Annotated in this window: 17 protein-coding genes and 1 tRNA gene; 9 read left to right on the top strand and 9 right to left on the bottom strand. The window is 60.1% G+C overall.

The features are described from left to right. Positions 1-12: 12 nt before the first annotated feature. The 3 genes from ACWPM9_RS05665 to ACWPM9_RS05655 all read left to right on the top strand — a co-directional run bounded on the left by ACWPM9_RS05665 (position 13) and on the right by ACWPM9_RS05655 (position 3,074). Positions 13-693 carry an HAD family hydrolase gene (locus tag ACWPM9_RS05665; protein ID WP_428188985.1) on the top strand — a complete coding sequence of 227 codons (681 nt, stop codon included), beginning with the start codon at positions 13-15 and terminating at the stop codon, positions 691-693. A gap of 24 nt (positions 694-717) precedes the next feature. Continuing rightward, positions 718-2,298 carry an FGGY-family carbohydrate kinase gene (locus ACWPM9_RS05660; RefSeq protein ID WP_484757048.1) on the top strand — a complete coding sequence of 527 codons (1,581 nt, stop codon included), beginning with the start codon at positions 718-720 and terminating at the stop codon, positions 2,296-2,298. An 86-nt stretch (positions 2,299-2,384) separates the two neighbouring features. Continuing rightward, positions 2,385-3,074, top strand: a complete 690-nt coding sequence (locus ACWPM9_RS05655) for a spermidine synthase (protein WP_428188987.1) — start codon at positions 2,385-2,387, stop codon at positions 3,072-3,074. A 67-nt stretch (positions 3,075-3,141) separates the two neighbouring features. Here ACWPM9_RS05655 and dgcA read toward each other — a convergent pair whose 3' ends face one another. Beyond that, positions 3,142-4,131 (bottom strand): N-acetyl-D-Glu racemase DgcA, encoded by a 990-nt coding sequence (gene dgcA, locus ACWPM9_RS05650; RefSeq protein ID WP_484757047.1) that lies wholly within the window; start codon positions 4,129-4,131, stop codon positions 3,142-3,144. A 257-nt stretch (positions 4,132-4,388) separates the two neighbouring features. On the opposite strand from dgcA, the gene ACWPM9_RS05645 reads away from it, so the two are divergent. The 5 genes from ACWPM9_RS05645 (at position 4,389) to ACWPM9_RS05625 (ending at position 8,450) form a co-directional block, all read left to right on the top strand. Then, a complete protein-coding gene (locus tag ACWPM9_RS05645) occupies positions 4,389-4,865 on the top strand; it encodes a DUF2231 domain-containing protein (protein ID WP_484757046.1) in 477 nt (158 codons plus the stop codon). Next, positions 4,862-6,196 carry a PQQ-dependent sugar dehydrogenase gene (locus ACWPM9_RS05640; RefSeq protein ID WP_484757045.1) on the top strand — a complete coding sequence of 445 codons (1,335 nt, stop codon included), beginning with the start codon at positions 4,862-4,864 and terminating at the stop codon, positions 6,194-6,196. The genes ACWPM9_RS05645 and ACWPM9_RS05640 overlap by 4 nt, the downstream gene beginning before the upstream one ends. 316 nt (positions 6,197-6,512) lie before the next feature. Beyond that, positions 6,513-7,709, top strand: a complete 1,197-nt coding sequence (mnmA, locus tag ACWPM9_RS05635) for a tRNA 2-thiouridine(34) synthase MnmA (protein WP_484757044.1) — start codon at positions 6,513-6,515, stop codon at positions 7,707-7,709. A gap of 242 nt (positions 7,710-7,951) precedes the next feature. After that, a tRNA-Met gene (locus ACWPM9_RS05630) sits at positions 7,952-8,028 on the top strand. Between the two features lie 176 nt (positions 8,029-8,204). Beyond that, entirely contained in the window at positions 8,205-8,450 is a 246-nt protein-coding gene (locus ACWPM9_RS05625; RefSeq protein WP_484757043.1) for a hypothetical protein, read from the top strand. 27 nt (positions 8,451-8,477) lie between these two features. On the opposite strand, the gene ACWPM9_RS05620 is transcribed toward ACWPM9_RS05625, so the two are convergent. Both ACWPM9_RS05620 and ACWPM9_RS05615 read right to left on the bottom strand, forming a co-directional pair. Further along, positions 8,478-9,113 carry a trimeric intracellular cation channel family protein gene (locus ACWPM9_RS05620; RefSeq protein ID WP_428187967.1) on the bottom strand — a complete coding sequence of 212 codons (636 nt, stop codon included), beginning with the start codon at positions 9,111-9,113 and terminating at the stop codon, positions 8,478-8,480. A gap of 9 nt (positions 9,114-9,122) precedes the next feature. Next, positions 9,123-10,373, bottom strand: a complete 1,251-nt coding sequence (locus ACWPM9_RS05615; protein ID WP_484757042.1) for a capsular polysaccharide export protein, LipB/KpsS family — start codon at positions 10,371-10,373, stop codon at positions 9,123-9,125. Between the two features lie 183 nt (positions 10,374-10,556). On the opposite strand from ACWPM9_RS05615, the gene ACWPM9_RS05610 reads away from it, so the two are divergent. Then, positions 10,557-11,135 carry a transglycosylase SLT domain-containing protein gene (locus tag ACWPM9_RS05610; RefSeq protein ID WP_428187965.1) on the top strand — a complete coding sequence of 193 codons (579 nt, stop codon included), beginning with the start codon at positions 10,557-10,559 and terminating at the stop codon, positions 11,133-11,135. Positions 11,136-11,231: 96 nt separating this feature from the next. Here the strand turns inward: ACWPM9_RS05610 and ACWPM9_RS05605 are convergent, their stop codons facing one another. The 6 genes from ACWPM9_RS05605 to ACWPM9_RS05580 form a co-directional block, all read right to left on the bottom strand. Continuing rightward, positions 11,232-12,203, bottom strand: coding sequence for a Tim44 domain-containing protein (locus tag ACWPM9_RS05605; protein ID WP_484757041.1), 972 nt, complete (start codon positions 12,201-12,203; stop codon positions 11,232-11,234). Positions 12,204-12,449: 246 nt separating this feature from the next. Continuing rightward, positions 12,450-13,454: a cytochrome d ubiquinol oxidase subunit II gene (cydB, locus tag ACWPM9_RS05600; RefSeq protein WP_484757040.1), complete on the bottom strand. Its 1,005-nt coding sequence runs from the start codon at positions 13,452-13,454 to the stop codon at positions 12,450-12,452. Then, positions 13,444-14,850 (bottom strand): cytochrome ubiquinol oxidase subunit I, encoded by a 1,407-nt coding sequence (locus ACWPM9_RS05595; protein ID WP_484757039.1) that lies wholly within the window; start codon positions 14,848-14,850, stop codon positions 13,444-13,446. The genes cydB and ACWPM9_RS05595 overlap by 11 nt, the downstream gene beginning before the upstream one ends. A 205-nt stretch (positions 14,851-15,055) precedes the next feature. Further along, the gene (serA, locus tag ACWPM9_RS05590) at positions 15,056-16,651 is read right to left on the bottom strand and encodes a phosphoglycerate dehydrogenase (protein ID WP_428187961.1); all 1,596 of its coding nucleotides are present in this window, start codon (positions 16,649-16,651) and stop codon (positions 15,056-15,058) included. Positions 16,652-16,727: 76 nt separating this feature from the next. Beyond that, positions 16,728-17,903, bottom strand: coding sequence for a phosphoserine transaminase (locus tag ACWPM9_RS05585; protein WP_484757038.1), 1,176 nt, complete (start codon positions 17,901-17,903; stop codon positions 16,728-16,730). A 257-nt stretch (positions 17,904-18,160) separates the two neighbouring features. Next, on the bottom strand, positions 18,161-18,988 hold the full coding sequence (locus tag ACWPM9_RS05580) for an outer membrane protein (RefSeq protein WP_484757037.1): 828 nt from the start codon (positions 18,986-18,988) through the stop codon (positions 18,161-18,163). Positions 18,989-19,122 lie beyond the last annotated feature (134 nt).

Below are 19,122 nucleotides of genomic sequence, written 5' to 3'. Positions count from 1 at the left end.
GGATGCGGAACCATGAACGCGGCAACGGGACCATTAGTGATCTTCGATTGCGACGGCGTTCTGGTCGACAGCGAAACGATCTCGCTGGAGGTGCTGGTAAAGGCCTTGCGCGACGTGGGCATCGAGATCGATGAAGAGGCGGCCAAAGAGCGATTTCTCGGCCGCAGCCTCTCCACCGTCATTGAAACGGCCCGTACAGAACACGGACTGGCCCTTGGCGATAGCTTTCTGACAACCATGCGGATGGCCCTATACGAGCGCTTCCGCACGGATCTCAAACCTGTCCCCGGCGTTGGAGATGCCATCGCCTCACTGGAGCAGGCCGGCCTGAAATGGTGCGTCGCCTCCTCCTCGCAGATCGAGCGCATAGAGTTGTCGTTGAAGGTCTGCGGGCTCAAGCCTCGCTTTAATCCGCCAATCTATTCGGCCAGCATGGTGGCCAACGGCAAGCCCGCTCCCGATCTCTTCCTCTTTGCCGCCAAGCGCATGGGCCGTGCCCCCGAAGACTGCGTGGTGATCGAAGACAGCCCCGCTGGAATTCAGGCAGCCAAAGCCGCCGGCATGCGGGTTCTGGCCTTCACCGGCGGCGGTCACGCCGCGGCCCCCGAACATCGATCGGCCATTGCTTCGCTGGGTGCCGATGCGACATTTGACGCGATGGGCGAATTGCTCCACCTTATCAGGCAAAACTAAAAACAGGGACGGAAACGAGCAAGAATGCGCGATCACGTGATTGCCGTCGATGTTGGAACGGGCAGCGCGCGCGCAGGCCTGGTGGATCGCGCCGGCAAACTTCTGGCACGCTGCGAACATCCCATTTTGATGCGCCGAGCGGATGCCGAACAGGCCGAACACGCCTCTGAAGACATCTGGGCCGCCTGCTGCAAGGCCGTGCGCATGGCTCTGGCAGAGGCAGGCATGGATTCGGCACGCATTGCCGCCATCGGCTTCGATGCCACCTGCTCGCTGGTGCTGCGCGACGCCAATGGCGCGCCATTGCCACTGGCTAAAGAGGCAGAGACCGCCTTTGACACCATCGCATGGATGGACCACCGCGCCGGATCAGAAGCCGAGCAATGCACAGCCACCGGCCACGAGGCCATCAAGCATTCCGGGCGGATCATGTCGCCGGAAATGCAGATGCCAAAGCTGATGTGGCTGAAGCGCAATCGACCGGATCTGTGGAAGCAGGCTGGCTACATCTTCGACCTTGCCGATTTCCTCACCTGGAAGGCAACCGGCACCACAAGCCGCTCGCGCTGCACGCTGACTGCCAAATGGAACTTCCTCGCCCACAAGCCCTCCGGCTGGCAGGATGATTTTCTGGCTGAGATCGGTCTGGAAGATCTGAAAAGGCGTGGCAGCCTGCCCGATGACACCGTCGCGGTCGGCAGACCGATCGCGACGCTCTGCGGCAACGCAGCAGAAGCTCTGGGCCTCGATACAGACGTCGTGGTCGCAGCGGGCATGATCGACGCCTATGCCGGTGCGCTGGGTGTGCTGGGCAATGCCGCTGGCGATCCGCGGCAGCTAGGCGGACAGGTCGCCATGATCGGCGGCACATCCAGTTGCATCATCGGGTTTGCCGCCGAACCCCATCACGGGACAAGCATCTGGGGGCCTTACTTCGAGGCCGTCTTTGCCGATCTCTGGCTGGTCGAGGCCGGGCAATCGGCAACCGGTGGCCTGCTCGGCCATCTGCTGGAATTGCACAGCGCCGGCGGCGGATCGGCTGTCGCCAACCATCGCGCCGTCATTGCGCGCATTCAGGAACTGCGCAACGAGCAAGGTGACGAGTTTGCCAAGGGCATTCATATCCTGCCCGATTTTCACGGCAACCGCTCGCCCTTTGCCGATCCGAACCTCACCGGTGTCATCTCCGGCCTGACGCTCGACACGAGCTTCGACGGTCTGTGCCGCATCTACTGGCGCGCCTGCGTGGCAATCGTACTGGGTCTGAAACAGATCCTCGACACGCTGGATAAAGCAGGTTTCTCATGCGACTGCCTGCACCTGACCGGTGGCCATGTGAAAAACCCGCTGCTGGTCGAACTCTATGCCGATGTGACGGGCATCGACGTGGTGATCCCGCAGAGCGATGACGCGGTCTTGCTGGGGACTGCGATCAATGCCGCCGCCGCCGCTGGCCTTTACCCCTCGCTCACGGCCGCCGGAAGCGCCATGGGACCGAAGGGACAGCGCCGCGCGCCCAACCCCGAAACAGCAAGGCTCTACCAGCGAGACTATGCCCGCTTTCTCGCCATGCAGCGCCACCGGGCCGAGCTCAACAGCATTTGAGCACCGAGGGCCATTGCCGTTTGTTGAACCCCGCGCGCGTCCATGCTACCGGAGCGCTGCCGTTCATTGACATAGTGAGAGCTCGAATGATCCCCTGGACCCAGATCGATTCCGCCAGCATTCCAGGCGGTGGCGGAGAGCTGCGGCTCAAGCAGCGTGGCACCGAATTCTCGATCATGCTGGGCTCAAACGAGCTCATGAACAGTCGCCTGAGCGGGTCCGAAGAGGCGCTGGCGACACTTGCCTTTGCCGAGATCGAAGCGACCCGAAAACCGCATATGCTGATCGGCGGGCTGGGCATGGGCTTTACTCTTCGGGCAGCCCTTGCCGTGCTTCCCAAAGATGCCACCGTCACGGTTGCCGAACTGGTGCCGGCCGTCATCGCCTGGGCTCGCGGCCCGATGGCCGAGGTCTTCAAGGGCTGCCTCGACGATCCGCGCGTGACGATCCACGAAGGCGATGTCGCAGCACTGATCAAGGCATCGCGCGACACTTTCGATGCCATCCTGCTCGATGTCGACAATGGCCCGGACGGGCTGACGCGTGAAAGCAACGACCAGCTCTACAGCTTCTCCGGCCTGCAATATTCAAAGGCAGCACTGCGCAAGGGCGGCATGCTCGCCGTCTGGTCCTCCGGCCCCGATCCCCGCTTCACCCGCAGACTGAAGGACAGCGGTTACACCGTGCGCGAAGTCAACACCCGCGCCAACGGCAAACGCGGCGGCGCCCGGCATGTGATCTGGCTTGCCGGCAATGGGACGATGAAAAAGCTCTAGTCGCAATCGATGCGGATAGAGCGGCGAAATCCTGGCCTGACTGACGGCGCCGCACTTCCACAAACGCCTAACCCCAAAGCCCCCGCTGCGGCACCTGCATCTGAGACCCCACATATTCCAAGGGCACATCGCGATCCGCTGCCAGAAGCAATGGTCCGTCGAGATCGACATATGCTGCCCCTTGCGCCACCAGAGAGGCAGGCGCCATGGCAAGGGATGTGCCCAGCATGCAGCCGCTCATGATCTCGAATCCCATGGCCTCTGCCTCCCGCGCCATGGCAAGCGCCTCGGTCAGTCCGCCAGTCTTGTCGAGTTTGATGTTGACGACATCGTATTTGCCCTTCAGCGACGACAGCGAGGCCCGGTCGTGGCAGCTTTCATCTGCGCAGACGGGAAGCGGACGGGAAATGCTTGCCAGCGCATAATCGGACCCCGCCGGCAGAGGTTGCTCGACAAGCGCCACGCCCAGCCGCACGAAGACCGGGGCAAGCGCCTGATACTGCGCAAGCGTCCAGCCCTCATTGGCATCGACGATGATGCGGGCATCGGGTGCCCCGGCACGCACGGCCTCGATCCGCTCCAGATCGCTATCGGTGCCGAGCTTGACCTTCAGCAAGGGGCGCGTCGCATTCCGGGCGGCGGCCAAGCGCATCTCTTCCGGCGTTCCGAGCGACAGCGTATAGGCCGTCTCCACCGGCCTGGGCGTCGATAATCCCGCCAGTTGCCATACGGGCATGCCCGCACGCCTGGCCTCCAGATCCCAGAGCGCGCAATCGAGGGCATTGCGGGCAGCCCCGGCCGGCATCAAAGATTGCAAGCCTTGCCTGTCGAGCCCCGCCGCCAGATCCCCCTCAACCGCACGGATTGCCTCCACCACACCCTCCACGGTTTCGCCGTAGCGCGCATAGGGCACGCATTCGCCGCGGCCCTTGGAGCCGTCATGCGAAAGCGTGACCGTCACGACCCGGATTTCCGTGCGAGACCCCCGCGAAATGGTAAAGGCACCGGCGACGGCAAAGCGCTCATCGCGGACATCGAGAAGGATTGCAGCAGGCATGCCCTATCTTTCAAATGCGCAAGGGAGATTTTGGGAAATCGTCCGGTGTGTAAGCACCCCTGTTTTGATCCCACGTACCAGACGGGTCAAGGGCGAAGACAGTCGAGCGCTCAGTTGTGGACCGGCATCAGCGCACGGTGCAAGCAAGGTCAAACCTTACAAAGATTTAAGATATTTCCAAGGAACGGCCGGCGCACGCATACGTTTTTACTTGACTATGGAATGACGAACATCGTTTTTCTTGGAGGAGCAAAATCATGCATTCAAAACCTCATGTAATTGCGCCGTATCCCTCGACACATGTCTATTATCAACTCGGCGTTCTCGACCGACTGACGACCGCACTCGCAGCCGTTCCAGCCGTTTGTTTCACAGGCGCTTTTCTGACAGATCTCACCTATGCAAGCGCGCCCGACATGCAGTGGACGAATTTCTCGGCGTGGCTCTTGGCCTTCGGCATGCTGTTTGCCTGTCTGGCTGCACTGTCAGGCATCATTGCCTATTTCAGCGGTCCAAGGCCTGCCCTCAACGTCAACAGTTGGCTGTTTGTTGCAGCCATCGCACTCACGCTGACAACCGCATTTTTCAACAATCTGGTTCATAGCCGCGATGCCTGGACCTCGGTGGTGCCAAGCGGACTGATGCTGTCTGCCCTCACCGTCATCCTGATGATCGCCGCTGCGTTCTTCCATTATCGGAACGTGAGCCTTGCCTATAGGGAGAATGTGTCATGAGCCGTCACCTGACAAATCGTTTGGCAGGGACCACCGCCCTGCTGCTGGCTTCGCTGATGGCAAGCGCGCCGGCGATGGCGGCAGCCTTCGACAAACAGTCGCAGATAGGCCCCGACCCGGTGCTGCCAGCACCCAATGCCTATCTCGTGCCCCCCATGCATGTGGCCCATGATATCGGCTGGTCCAAGGGCGAACATCCGACCGTTCCGCAAGGCTTCAAGATAGACGCTATCGCCACAGGGCTTGAACATCCACGCCAACCTTATGTTCTGCCGAATGGCGATATTCTGGTGGTGGAATCCAACGGTCCGGGCCTTGAGCCGGTCGAACGTCCGAAGGACCTGATCATGGGTTGGGTGCAGAAATATGCCGGCGCAGGTGCCAAAGGCGGCAATCGCGTCAGTATTCTGCACGACAGCAATGGCGATGGCACTTACGACCAGAAATCGGTGTTTCTGGATGGCTTGCACTCGCCCTTCGGCATTGTGCTGGTCGGCCATGATCTCTACGTCGCCAATACCGACAGCCTGATGCGCTACACCTATCATGACGGCGACCAGAAAATCACCGGTCCGGGAACCAAGGTGACGGACCTGCCCGGCGGGCCGATCGACCACCACTGGACGAAAAGCCTGACGGCCAGCCCGGATGGCACCAAGCTTTACGTCGGCGTGGGCTCAAACAGCAACATCATGGAAAATGGCAAAGGCGTTGAACGGGAAAGAGCAGCCGTCTGGGAAGTGGACGCCAAAACCGGCGCCCACCGCATTTATGGCAGCGGTTTGCGCAATCCCAACGGCCTGACCTTCTATCCCGGCACCGATACGCTGTGGGTGGTGGTCAACGAGCGCGACGAACTCGGCCCCAACCTCGTTCCGGACTATATGACCTCGGTCAAGGACGGTGCCTTTTACGGCTGGCCCTACAGCTATTACGGTCAGCATGTCGATCCGCGCGTCGAACCGCAAAGACCGGATCTGGTGGCCTCGGCCATCCCCCCGGATTATGCGCTGAGTTCGCATGTTGCCCCGCTTGGCCTCACCTTCGACACTGGCGACAGTTTCCCGACCAGATACAAGGGCGGCGCCTTTATCGGCGAACACGGCAGCTGGGACCGGGGCGATTTCAACGGCTACCAGGTCGCCTTCGTGCCCTTTGCCAACGGCAAGCCTGCTGGCAAGGCAGAGCCATTCGTCACAGACTTCCTGAACAAGGATGGCGAGGCGAGAGGACGTCCGGTCGGTGTCGATTTCGACAAGACAGGGGCGCTGATCGTGGCTGACGATTTGGGAGACACGGTCTGGCGCGTCTCGGCCGACAACGCGCATTGAAAGCGAATGGGCAGCATTGCGCGAGGGAGTACGGCTTGCAGCAGCACCGTGCTCCTTTCTGCCGCGCAGAACCGTCATCGTTGCCCCAAGATGACGCTGACGCGGCGATTTTCGTCATTTCCCTTGGTCTTCGCCCGTCAATGACGTGCCTAGCCCCTTGTCCGGCCATCAAATCCTTTCTATATCCCTCAGCAATTCGGTCGAGGCGAGAAACGCCTTGTCACCATGATATGCCGCATTGCCGCGCAGAGAATGCCCCGATGCCGCCCGATATGATAAATGTGACGTTCAACAAGCAGAATTGGCGAGAGACCCCGTGAACACGCTGGATATCGACAAGAAGCCGGAAGACACCCGCGTGGTCGTTGCCATGTCGGGTGGCGTGGATTCCTCCGTTGTGGCCGGCATCCTGAAAGCCGAGGGCTATGACGTTCTGGGCATCACGCTACAGCTTTACGATCATGGCGCAGCCGTTCATCGTGCCGGCTCCTGCTGTGCCGGCCAGGATATCGACGATGCCCGCCGGGTTTGCGAAACGCTTGGTATTCCGCACTATGTGCTCGATTACGAGCAGCGTTTTCGCGATACCGTGATCAACCCCTTCATGGACAGCTATATTGCCGGCGAAACGCCGATCCCCTGCGTTGCCTGCAACCAGACGGTCAAGTTCGCCGACCTTCTGGCAACGGCCAGGGAACTGGGCGCCGACGCGCTGGCGACCGGTCATTACATCCGCTCGAAATCCGTGCCGCTGGACAACGATCCGGGCCACCGCGCCCTGTTCCGCCCGATCGACAGCGAACGCGACCAGAGCTATTTCCTCTTTGCCACGACGCAGGAGCAGATCGACTATCTGCGCTTTCCGCTGGGCGAGATGTCGAAGGCGGAAACACGGAAACTGGCCGAAGACATGGGACTGGTGGTCGCCCAGAAGGCCGACAGCCAGGACATCTGTTTCGTGCCGCAGGGCAAATATGCCGACATCATCACCAAGCTGAAGCCGGATTCGGCGCTGGCCGGCGATATCGTCCATCTGGACGGACGCGTGCTCGGTCGCCATGACGGCATCCTGCATTACACCATCGGCCAGCGTAAGGGTCTGGGTGTTGCCACCGGCGATCCGCTCTATGTGATCTATCTCGATGCCCGCTCGCGCCGCGTCGTGGTCGGCCCGAAGGAAGCGCTCGACACGCGCCGCGTCTATCTGCGCGACATGAACTGGCTGGGCGACGAAACCATAAAGGACACTGCCCGCACAGGCTTTGAATGCTATGCCAAGCTGCGCTCCACCCGCCCGCCGGCACAGGCCACCCTTCATGCCGATGAGAACGGTATCTATGTCGATCTCGCCATCGGCGAAGCCGGTATCGCCCCCGGACAGGCCTGCGTGCTCTATTCCGGCGAAGGCGCAGATGCCCGCGTCTATGGCGGCGGCTTCATTGAAAGCTCCAAGCGTGCGGAAGATGCAGAACTGGCCTTGCGGGCGCTTCTGGCAACCCCTGCCGCTGCCTGAGCGTCAAAGCGGACATCATCGCCCGCACGTGCCGGCCCTGCTTGCCTGCGACGGCGACCCGCCTGACGGCTGTTCTGCCGCTATTGCCTCCTCTTTTCCGGCCTCATTTGCCTCCTTTTACAAAGGCTTGGCAAAAGCACAGCAAAATGCCGATCTTGCGCTTGACAGGCCGGGGAGCCGCCCTTTATAAGCCGCTCATCCTGACGCCGGACGGTTGAAAAACCAGATGATCCGGCGCATGTGGCGGGGTAGCTCAGGTGGTTAGAGCAGCGGAATCATAATCCGCGTGTCGGGGGTTCAAGTCCCTCTCCCGCTACCAAAATTTCCTTTGTCCATACCGAAGACATAGGTAACATCGCGTACCTAAGACATGGGTGACAACCTCGTGCCGAACGAATTGCACCCTGTTTCCTAAAAAGCCCAGGAAATGAGAAAGCCCGTCGAAACCGGTGGCGTGTAGAGCTCCAGTATTGTAGCTTCATATCCGGAGTCCTTATGTCATTCCCCCGCCTCAAGAACCGCTTGTCGACCATTCTGCTCCCGCTCGCCATGTTGGCCTCAACATGTGGTGCATATGCCGAAACGCCCACGCCTGCATCGGCAAGCGACGTCAGGCACGTGGATGCCGCCCATGTTCATGACGCGGCAAAGCCGGAGCATCCCCCGGTCAGCGATACGCATGTTGCACCCCATAAAGGGATGCTCAAAGATGCCATCGACAGCGGCACGCAAGGCGGTTGACGCCCGCGCCCGCCCCCTCACATCACCTCACATGACATCATCCGGATCGCGTCCCGGCAATGCCTTGCCACGGGGCAGTGTCCAGCCATAGCGCAGTGCGCCGCCGCGGACGGTGAAGGCGGCCAGCAGGCCGAGGGTGGAAGCGGCGGGGAGTTCCAGCGCGAACTCAGTTGCAACCACATAGACGAAAGAGCCGGCAAGGGCTGCGGTGACATAGATTTCCGGGCGCAGCAGCACCGAAGGCTCGCCGGCCATGACATCGCGCAATATGCCGCCGAAGGTTGCCGTGAGCGCGCCGGTGACCAGCGCCACCGTCATCGATCCGCTAGCCTCATATCCCTTGGCAGCCCCCATGACGCAATAGGCCGACATGCCCACGGCATCGAGCCAGACCAGCACCCGGTAGCGCGAGCCGAACAGATGGGCGGTGAAGAAGAGCGTGATGGCAACCGCGGTGGACACCAGCAGATAGGCCGGATTGGCAATCCAGAAGACCGGCGTCGTGCCCAGCACCAGATCGCGCATCGTGCCGCCACCGATGCCGGTCACGCAGGCCAGAAAGATATAGCCGATGATATCCAGCTGTTTGCGCGAGGCCGACAGCGCGCCTGTTGCGGCAAAGACGGCAACGCCGGCATAATCGAGCATCTCAAGAATGGGCATTGCGCCTCCTCAGAGGGTGAACGGGTAGAGCCAGCGTCCGATGCGTCTCAACCTCGGATTGGAGAGCTCGCGAAAAAAGCCGATCGGATCGCGACGGTAATAGCTGACATCCTCGGCATTGCCCATATGCCCGATCACCCGCGCCACAACAGGCGTCAGCAAATGCCGCCAGCCGAGCAGGCCGTAAGGCCCAAGCGGGGCCCAGCGAGTGGCCCTGCCATGAATGCCGAGCAGACGGTCGGCATCCGCAGGCACGCCGGTCTGCCGCCACGCGGCCATTTGCGTCAACGCCTCCTCGAAGGTGGAGGCCTTGCCGGTCAGCGGATCGAAATATTGCGGATAGAGGAGATAGGCACCGGCAAAGAGCTCTTCGATTCTGAGCTTGCGTGTACGGCGCGGGTTCGGCTGACGGTCGTCGGTGAGGCCCCAGCCGGCATAGAAGGGGCATCCAAGCGTGGTGACCTTGATGCCCCGCATCAACGCCTCGAACCCGGCAAGCGAGGTGATGGTGTAGACCTGGTCCGCACCGTCGAGTGCATCCGGCAGCGGCTGCGGCCGGGTGACGATGGTGGCCAGATGCGCAATCTCGGCCGGATCGGACAAGCGCCGGCGCACGCCCTTCAACACATCCGGATGGGGCTTGTAGACAATCTCGGCATCGGGGTTTTCCAAAGCCGCCAGCCGCACCAGATCGTTGTTGGTGAAAGGCCGATCGCAGCCGTAGCGGATGGAGGCATCCTCTTCCACCTGACCGATCACAAGAACGCGCCGACGCCCCTCCCCCACCGCCCGATCGCCATGGTTCGGGTCCTGGTCGTTGTATTTGCTGATACGGGTGGAAAGCAGCCTGTCGATGCCGGTTCTGGCGCGACCAAGCTCCGCATCGGTGAAGTCATGGCTGTTCAGCAGATCCTCGAGATCGGACGGACCGCGACTGTCGAAATATGGGCGCTGGCGGTCAATGGTCAGCGAGAAGGGAACGCTGTAGCCGGCACTGGGGCGCAGAGACCGCAAGAAACCGTCCTCGATGTAATGGACGGGAATGTCGTGTTCTCGGGCAAACCAGTCTGCCTCTTCCGACAGGTTCAGGCTCCAGACGAAGAACTCCGGATCTGTCGCCTGCAGGATGCGCCGCGCCCAGTCCCGCCTGAAGCCTCTGGCCGACAGGAAAAAGGGCATATAGCGAAATTGACGCCCGGGAAATGCCGCCTCCAGAAACGGCCGTTTCCAGCCATTCATATGAAAGGTAAAGGTGGGCACGGGCAAAAGCGGGTCATCCTTTCAGCTCATTCGGCTCGAAACCGCCGGGCGGGCGGAAAATGCCACAGATGCATGCCTGTGCCTACCACCGAATCCGCATGCAATCGCCCCGAAAAGGTCACATTCAAAAAAGGTTTCGTTAAATTTTAATCAATACTCTGATCGTGAGTATGAGGTTTTGCGATGCGTAGCGTATTTGTCGTAGCCCTTCTCGCTGTTGGTCTTGCCGGTTGCGCCACTGCACCCAGCAATACGCGCAATGCATGCGCGATCTTCGAGCAGAAGGATGGACTGTTTAATAACTGGCGCCGGGCGGCGGAAAAGACGGAGCGCGAATACGGCGTGCCGGTTCCGATTCTGATGGCCACAATGTATACCGAGTCAGGTTTCGAGCAACGGGCGCGACCGCCCCGCAAGAAACTGCTGGGCTTTATTCCGTGGAAACGACCATCGACCGCCTATGGCTATTCGCAGGCGCTGGACGGTACCTGGGAAGGGTATCAGCGCAGCACAGGTCGTTATACCGCGCGCCGTACCAATTTTGCCGATGCGATCCGTTTCATCGGCTGGTATCACCAGCAGAGCCATATCAAGAACGGCATCGACTACAACGACCCCTATAACATGTATCTGGCCTATCATTCCGGCCACAAGGGCTATGAACGTGGCGCCTGGCGCGCGCGCCCCGAGGCAACGCGCGGCGCCAAGCGCTTTACCGAAATCACCTACAATTACGCACGCCAGCTCCAGCAGTGCCCTTGAGCGGGCAGCCTGAGCTGCAGGCGGATCGATCCATGCGGATTGCCGGCACCGCCCAGGCAAAGCCTATCCCGGCGTGAACGCCGGGATAATGCGAGATCAGCCAGCGTTCTGGATGGCGGAGACTTTCCATGCGCCGCCGTTCTGGCGGGTAAAGGTCCAGACCTCGACGGAATCGCTGACACTATCGGGATTGCCGCTCACCACGGCACCACTTGTCCGGTCGATCATGTAGTCGATGCTCTCATAGCGCATGGCAACGGTGGCATAATCGGTATTGCCCTCGCTCCAGGCCTCGGAAATATCGCCCTCAACAAGCCTGACATCGCGCACCACATTCTTTTGTCCCTGGGTGGCACTGTCACTCAGTTCTTCCGCGAGATAGGACATCGCCTCTGGTGTGGTCAGCTCGCGAAGGGCCGAATAATCCTCATCGGCATAGGCTGCCTGCACATCCTTCAGCATCGCCTCGAACCGGTCGAGGTCGCCCTCGCCGACTTCAATATCCTTGATCGCCGGCGCTGAGCCGCCAAAGCCGCTGCCCATCCCGCTGCCCATCTTGGGAATGCCGAAACCGCCGCCGCTGCGCATGGCGGTATTGTCGCCACTTGCGTTGGCACGCGAACCGGCAGCGCCACCGGTCGCTGTTGCCTGCTGACCGCCAAAGCGGCGCAAAAGCCAGGAGCCCAGCATCACCAGCAGAATGATCTGCAACAGCATGCCGATAAATCCGAAACCGCCGCCAAAGCCGCTGCCGAGCAACATACCGAACAGGCCACCCATCAACAGGCCACCCAGAATGCCGCCACCCAGACCGCCGAACAGGCCATTGCGCTGAAAGCCGCTACTGTTTTGACGCGCCGCAGTGCTCTGCGGTGTCATGCTGCGCTGAATGCCGGTTGCAGCGTTCGGCGCCGTGCGCGTTACCGATGGCGAACTGAAAGTGCGCGTTCCTCGGCTGCCAAAGCTTGAAAACCCGCCGGCCCGTCTCGCCTCGGCAAAATCGACCGTTGCCATCATCACAATGAGGCCGACCGCCAAAATCGAAAACACCTTACCCAATCGCTGCATCTTTCCATCCCATATCTTTGCCTGTCCTTGGTGACAGGCTTTGGCCTCCATATGAGGATGCTGAGACCGGATTGAAAGAGGAAATAGCGAAGAGTTCGGTCAATGATTGGTGATTGTGGCTGGCCGGCGCTTATGCGCCGAGCCAGAATTTGATGATACCGCCGACAATGGCAACTGTCGCCACGCCGGCCACCCACAAGCCGACGAACCACATAAGCCGTTTGGCGGTTTGCGCGACACGACCTGTCAATGGTAGCCCTCCTCTGGATCGACCTTGCCGCGGAACACCCAGTAAGCATAGCCGGTATAGATGAGAATGATCGGCACCAACACGGCCGCACCGACCAGCAGGAATGCCAGGCTTTCATCCGGAGCGGCCGCCTCCCAGATCGTCAGCGAACCCGGCACGATATAGGGGTAAAAACTGATACCGATACCGACATAGCCCAGCACGAACAGACCGAGTGCGGCCACAAAGGGCTGCACCTGATGACCGCGTTTCAGCCCCGTCAGGATCAGGTAAAGGCAGGCCAGAACCAGGAGCGGCACGATGACGGAAAAGACAATGGTCGGATAGCCGAACCAGCGCTCCAGATAGACAGGCTTCAGGAACGGTGTCCAAAGGCTGAACACGCCCATGGCGGCAATCGTTGCAAATGTCAGCGGCAGCGCCAGACGCTTCGCCTTGTCGTGCAGATCGCCAGTCGTTTTCATCACCAGCCAGGTTGAGCCCAAAAGCGTGTAGCCGATGACCATCGCGACGCCCGTCGCAATCGAAAATGGCGTCAGCCAGTCCCACCAGCCGCCGGCATAGGCACGGTCAACGACGTGGATACCCTGAACCAGGGCCCCAAGCGCAATGCCTTGCGAAAATGCTGCCAGAAACGACCCGCCGGCAAAGGCATAGTCCCACAGGAATTTGCCGCGCTTTGTGCGCCAGCGATATTCGAAGGCAACCCCTCGAAAGATCAGTCCCAGCAGCATGGCGATGATCGGCGCGTAAAGCGCAGGCAATATGGTGGCATAGGCAAGCGGAAAGACTGCCAGCAAACCGCCACCGCCCAGCACCAGCCAGGTTTCGTTCCCGTCCCAGACAGGGGCCACCGAGTTCATCATGACGTCGCGGTCACGCTTCTGCGGAAAGAAGGGAAACAGGATGCCCACACCCAGATCGAAGCCATCGAGAATGACATAGGCCAGCACGGCAAAGGCAATCAGAGCTGCCCAGATAAATGCGAGATCAATGTCCATGATGGGCTCCGTGATGCGGTGTGGCTGGTGTGATGCCGGATGTCCGGATCGGCCCCTCGTCGAGTTCCGGCGTCGGATCTCTCGGCAGGCGTGCCATGAGACGCAGCAGGTAGAACGTGCCTGCCCCGAACACCAGGAAGTAGACGATGACAAAGGCGATCAGCGACGCGGCAACTGCCGGCGCGCCGATCGCCGACATGGATTGCGATGTCAACAGATGGCCGTAGACCGTATAGGGCTGACGCCCGACTTCTGTCGTGACCCAGCCGGCAAGCACGGCAACGAAACCGGCCGGCCCCATGACGACCGCCACCCGGTGCAGCCAGAAACTGGTGTAAAGTGTCCCTCGCGAGCGCGCCCACAAGCTCCACAACCCGACACCCAGCATGGCAAAGCCGAGCGCGACCATCACGCGGAAGGACCAGAACACGATGAACACCGGCGGCTGCAGCTCTTCGGGGATCGTGTCGAGACCGGCCAGAGGTGCATTGATGTCGTGCTTGAGGATCAGGCTCGATAGCTTGGGTATCTGGATTGCATAATCGACCCGCTTTTCCTTCTCATTGGGAATGCCGAACAGGATCAGCGGTGCGCCATCGGGATGACTTTCGAAATGGCCCTCCATGGCCATCACTTTGGCAGGCTGGTGCTCAAGCGTGTTGAGACCATGCATGTCACCGGCAAAGATCTGGATTGGCGCAACGATGGCGGCCATCCACATGGCCATGGAAAACATCTTTCCTGCCCGCAACGGAGCCGTCCGCTTCAACAGATGCAAGGCACCGACAGCGCCGACGACAAATGCGGTGGTGAGGTAGGCGGCTATGACCATGTGGACGAGGCGATAAGGGAAAGACGGATTGAAGATCACCGCCCACCAGTCGACAGGAATGAACTGGCCGACATCGTTGATGGCAAAGCCGGCCGGCGTCTGCATCCACGAATTCACAGCGAGAATCCAGGTCGCTGAAATCAGCGTGCCCAGCGCCACCATGGATGTGGCCAGGAAATGCAGACCGGCGCCGACCCGGTTGCGGCCGAACAGCATCACCCCGAGGAAGCCGGCTTCCAGGAAGAAGGCGGTCAGAACCTCATATCCCATCAATGGCCCGATCACGGGGCCTGCCTTGTCCGAAAAAACGCTCCAGTTGGTGCCGAACTGATAGGCCATGACCAGACCGGAGACGACGCCCATGCCGAACGCCACGGCAAAGATCGTCTTCCAGAAATCGAACAGTTCCAGATAGACCTTGTCCTTCTTCCACAGATACAGCCCCTCCAGCACGAACAGATAACTGGCAAGTCCGATCGAAAACGCTGGGAAGATGATGTGGAAGCTCACGGTGAACGCGAATTGCGCTCGCGCCAGTATCTCGGCGTCGAAGGTGTCAAACATGATCTGCATTTCCCGGTTGAAACCGAAGTTGAATATCTGCTTATGGAAATAGACCCAAGCGCTGCATGATCAATGCGACATTGCGTCCTTTCGCTGCGTCAGGAGCGCACAGTGCGGCCTAATGTCCCTCATGGCAACCTTAAACGAGAAGGCCCGGCGCGAACAATCCGCACCGGGCCCTGCAACTTTTAGCCGTATTGAGTGATCAGTCGACGTTGAAGACCAGCGGCTTGGCCTGGCGGATCGCCGCATTGGCCAGAAGGTCATCAAGCACATTCTGCTTCAACTTCTCGTCGACATAGAGAAGTGCGATGGCATCTCCACCTTCGGTACCGCGACCAAGCTGGAAGTTGGCGATGTTGACGCCGGCAGCACCCAGCGTCGTGCCCATGAAGCCGATCATGCCGGGAACGTCGGTATTGGCGATATAGACCATGTTGGCACCGACTTCGGCGTCCATGTTGATGCCCTTGATCTGGATGAAGCGCGGCTTGCCGTCGGAAAAGACCGTCCCGGCAACGGAACGGGTCTGGTTCTGCGTGGTGATGGTCAGCTTGATATAGCCGTCATAGACACCGGTCTTGTCGCGCTTGACCTCGGAGAGCACGATGCCCTTTTCCTTGATCATGATCGGGGCGGACACCATGTTGACGTCGGCCACCTGGTTGCGGATCAAGCCGGCCAGAAGAGCCGAGGTGAGCGCCCTCGTGTTCATGTTGGCCGTCGCACCGTCGTAGAGGATCTCGATTTCCTTGATCGGGCTTTCCGTCACCTGACCGGCAAAGGAGCCCAGAACATCGGCGAGGCGGATGAAGGGCTTCAGGATCGGCGCTTCTTCCGCCGTGATCGAGGGCATGTTGATCGCGTTGGAAACAGCACCCTTTACCAGATAGTCCGACATCTGTTCGGCAACCTGGAGCGCCACGTTTTCCTGGGCTTCCGTGGTGGCGGCACCCAGATGCGGCGTGCACACGACATTGTCGAGGCCAAACAGCGGGCTCTCTGTGGCAGGTTCGACTTCGAACACGTCGAAACCGGCACCGGCGACATGACCGGACTTCAGCGCTTCGGCAAGAGCTGCTTCATCCACCAGACCGCCACGGGCACAGTTGATGATACGTACGCCCTTCTTGGTCTTGGCCAGCGCGTCCTTGTTGAGGATGCCGCGGGTCTTGTCGGTCATGGGCACGTGAAGCGTGATGAAATCGGCTTGGGCCAACAGCTCGTCCAGCTCGACCTTGGTCACACCCATTTCTTCGGCCCGTTCCTTCGACAGGAAGGGGTCATAGGCAATGACATTCATTCTGAGGCCAATGGCCCGCGAGCAAACGATCGAACCGATATTGCCGGCACCGATCACACCGAGTGTCTTGCCGGTGATTTCGACACCCATGAACTTCGACTTTTCCCACTTGCCGGCCTGGGTGGAGGCGTCGGCGGCGGGCAACTGGCGGGCCACGGCAAACATCAGCGCAATGGCGTGTTCGGCCGTGGTGATGGAATTGCCGAAGGGCGTGTTCATGACAATGATACCGCGCTTGGAAGCGGCAGGAATATCGACATTGTCGACGCCGATACCGGCGCGGCCGATAACCTTCAGATTGGTCGCAGCCGCGATCAGCTTTTCGGTTGCCTTGGTGGCCGAACGGATCGCCAGACCATCATAATTACCGATGATCTCGGCAAGCTTTTCCTTGTCCTTGCCGAGCTTCGGCTGGAAATCGACTTCGACGCCACGGTCACGGAAGATCTGGACGGCGGTTTCCGACAGTTCGTCGGATACGAGTACGCGAGGTGCCATGGGAGGCCTCCTTCAAGAGATGAACAGGTATGATCAGGGAAAGGGACCCCGCCCTTGGGCGGAGCCGCAATAAGCCTCAGGCAGCAGCCTTGGCAAGCGTTGCCTTCTGCGCCTCGAAGGCCCAGGCAAGCCACGGCATCAGCGCTTCCATGTCGGACGTCTCGACCGTGGCGCCGGCCCAGATCCGCAAGCCCGAAGGCGCGTCACGGTAAGCGCCGATGTCGAAGGCAATGCCTTCCTTGTCGAGCGCGGAGACCATGCCCTTGGCGAAGGCCGCCTGCGCATCGTTATCGAGTGCTGCCACGTCCTTGTCGACGATGGTGAGGCAAACGGACGTATTCGAGCGCGTGGCCTCAACCTTTGCAAGATTGGCCAGCCAGTCTGTCTTGGCTGCAAAGTCGAAGATGACCTTTGCATTGGCATCGGCGCGTGCCATCAAGGCTTTGAGGCCACCGATCTGCTTGGCCCACAGCAGCGCATCGAGATAGTCTTCGACGCACAGCATCGACGGCGTATTGATGGTCTCGCCCTTGAAGATGCCTTCGATCAGCTTGCCGCCCTTGGTCATGCGGAAGATCTTCGGCATGGGCCAGGCCGGTGTGTAGCTTTCCAGCCGCTCGACGGCGCGGGGCGACAGGATCAGCATGCCGTGACCACCCTCGCCGCCCAGGACCTTCTGCCAGGAGAAGGTGACGACATCGAGCTTGGCGAAGTCGAGATCCTGCGCAAAGGCAGCAGATGTCGCGTCGCAGATGGTGAGACCCTTGCGGTCTGCCGGAATGAAGTCGGCATTGGGAACGCGCACACCGGAGGTGGTGCCGTTCCAGGTAAAGACCACGTCACGGTCGAAATCGACGGCGGAAAGGTCGGGCAGTTCGCCATAAGGCGCTTCGAACTTGCGAGCGTCGATCTTCAACTGCTTGATCACATCGGTGACCCAGCCAGCGCCGAAGCTTTCCCAGGCCAGCATATCCACACCGCGCTCGCCCAACAGCGACCAAAGCGCCATTTCGACAGCGCCGGTGTCGGAGGCAGGCACGATGCCGATGCGGTAATCCGCCGGCACGTTCAAGACTTCACGGGTAAGGTCGATGGCCTGCTGCAGCTTGGTCTTACCGATTTTGGCGCGGTGAGACCGTCCCAGTGCGGCATCGGAAAGCGCTTCGAGCGACCAACCGGGACGCTTCGAGCAAGGGCCAGAAGAAAAATTGGGATTGGCCGGACGCAATGCCGGCTTAGCGAGCTCTGTCATGATCTATCCTTCCAGATAGTTAGCCTCTCGTTGGGGAGAGGTGTCCCGCCGTCGTGAATATGCCTGTCCGAATTTTCCGTCAAGCGAATTTCACGTCGCTCTCGGAAAATCTTGTGACGCATCCGAACCGGTGAATACCGGCATCGAAGCATCAGCAAACACGATCGAGACAGATGCAGAGCCTCCTATCCCGTTGACCTCAAAACAAAAAAGGCCGCCCCGAAGGACGACCTTTCAAGATCCCGACTGGAGAGGGATTACTTGTAGACGAGTGGTTCCGGCTCAGGCGTGTAGACAGGCTGATCGCAACCGCCGAACGAGTAACGTGCGCCGGCGTGAATTTCGTGGCTGTAGAAACCCTTGTCACGACCCGGACCGCCATTCTCGGCGTAACCGAACATGCCGCCGGCCAGCGTATGACGGAAGCGATAGCCGACATCGGCCTTGACGTTGCAGGTCAGGTCGACGGAAGCACCGGCCATCAGCTGATAGGCAAAGCGCCAGTTGCCACGACCGCCATGGGTAACGGTATCATCGCAGGCACCACCGCCGTCTGGGCATGCGGTGTTGTTCAGGTTTTTCCACTTGACGTAGGAGCCGCCAAGGCCGCCACCGACATAGGGTGTAAAGTAGCCATAGGTGCCAAGATCGACATAGGCATTGGCCATCAGCGTGTAGGCGGTCAGAGACGAATAGTCTGAGGATGTACAGGCAACCGGCCCGGCACCGCACTCACCGTTTGTCGAACCGCGGAAGTCGCTCTTTGTCATGTAATCGAATGTCAGGTCGCCGCGCAGATAATTGTTCATCTGGTAACCGACACCGGCCCCGACCGTGTAGCCGTTCTTCAACTTGGCACTGCCGAAATCGACAAGGTTGCTATTGCTCCCCTGGAAATATTCAGCGCCCCGCAAATCGTTGAACGAATAGCCAAGATCGCCGCGCAGATACCAGCCAGAGGCTTCGCTGACGGTGACTTCCGGTGCATCGATAAATGGTGCAGGCTCCGGCTGATAAACGTCGGCCGCAAAAGCGGACGTGCTTGCAAATAATACGGCGGCTGCACCGAAAAGGCTCATCTTCATGATTTGAAACTCCAAAATCCGTTGTGATCCCGGCCGCCCCAACAGAAGGCGCTGTTATGATCCGTCATGGATAATAGAAGGGAAAGGTTAAGTAGCGCTTAACCACGTATCTTTACCAAGTTTCATCCCGCGGG

Source organism: Agrobacterium sp. H141 (assembly GCF_057158725.1).
This window is presented reverse-complemented; position numbering and strand designations above follow the sequence as displayed.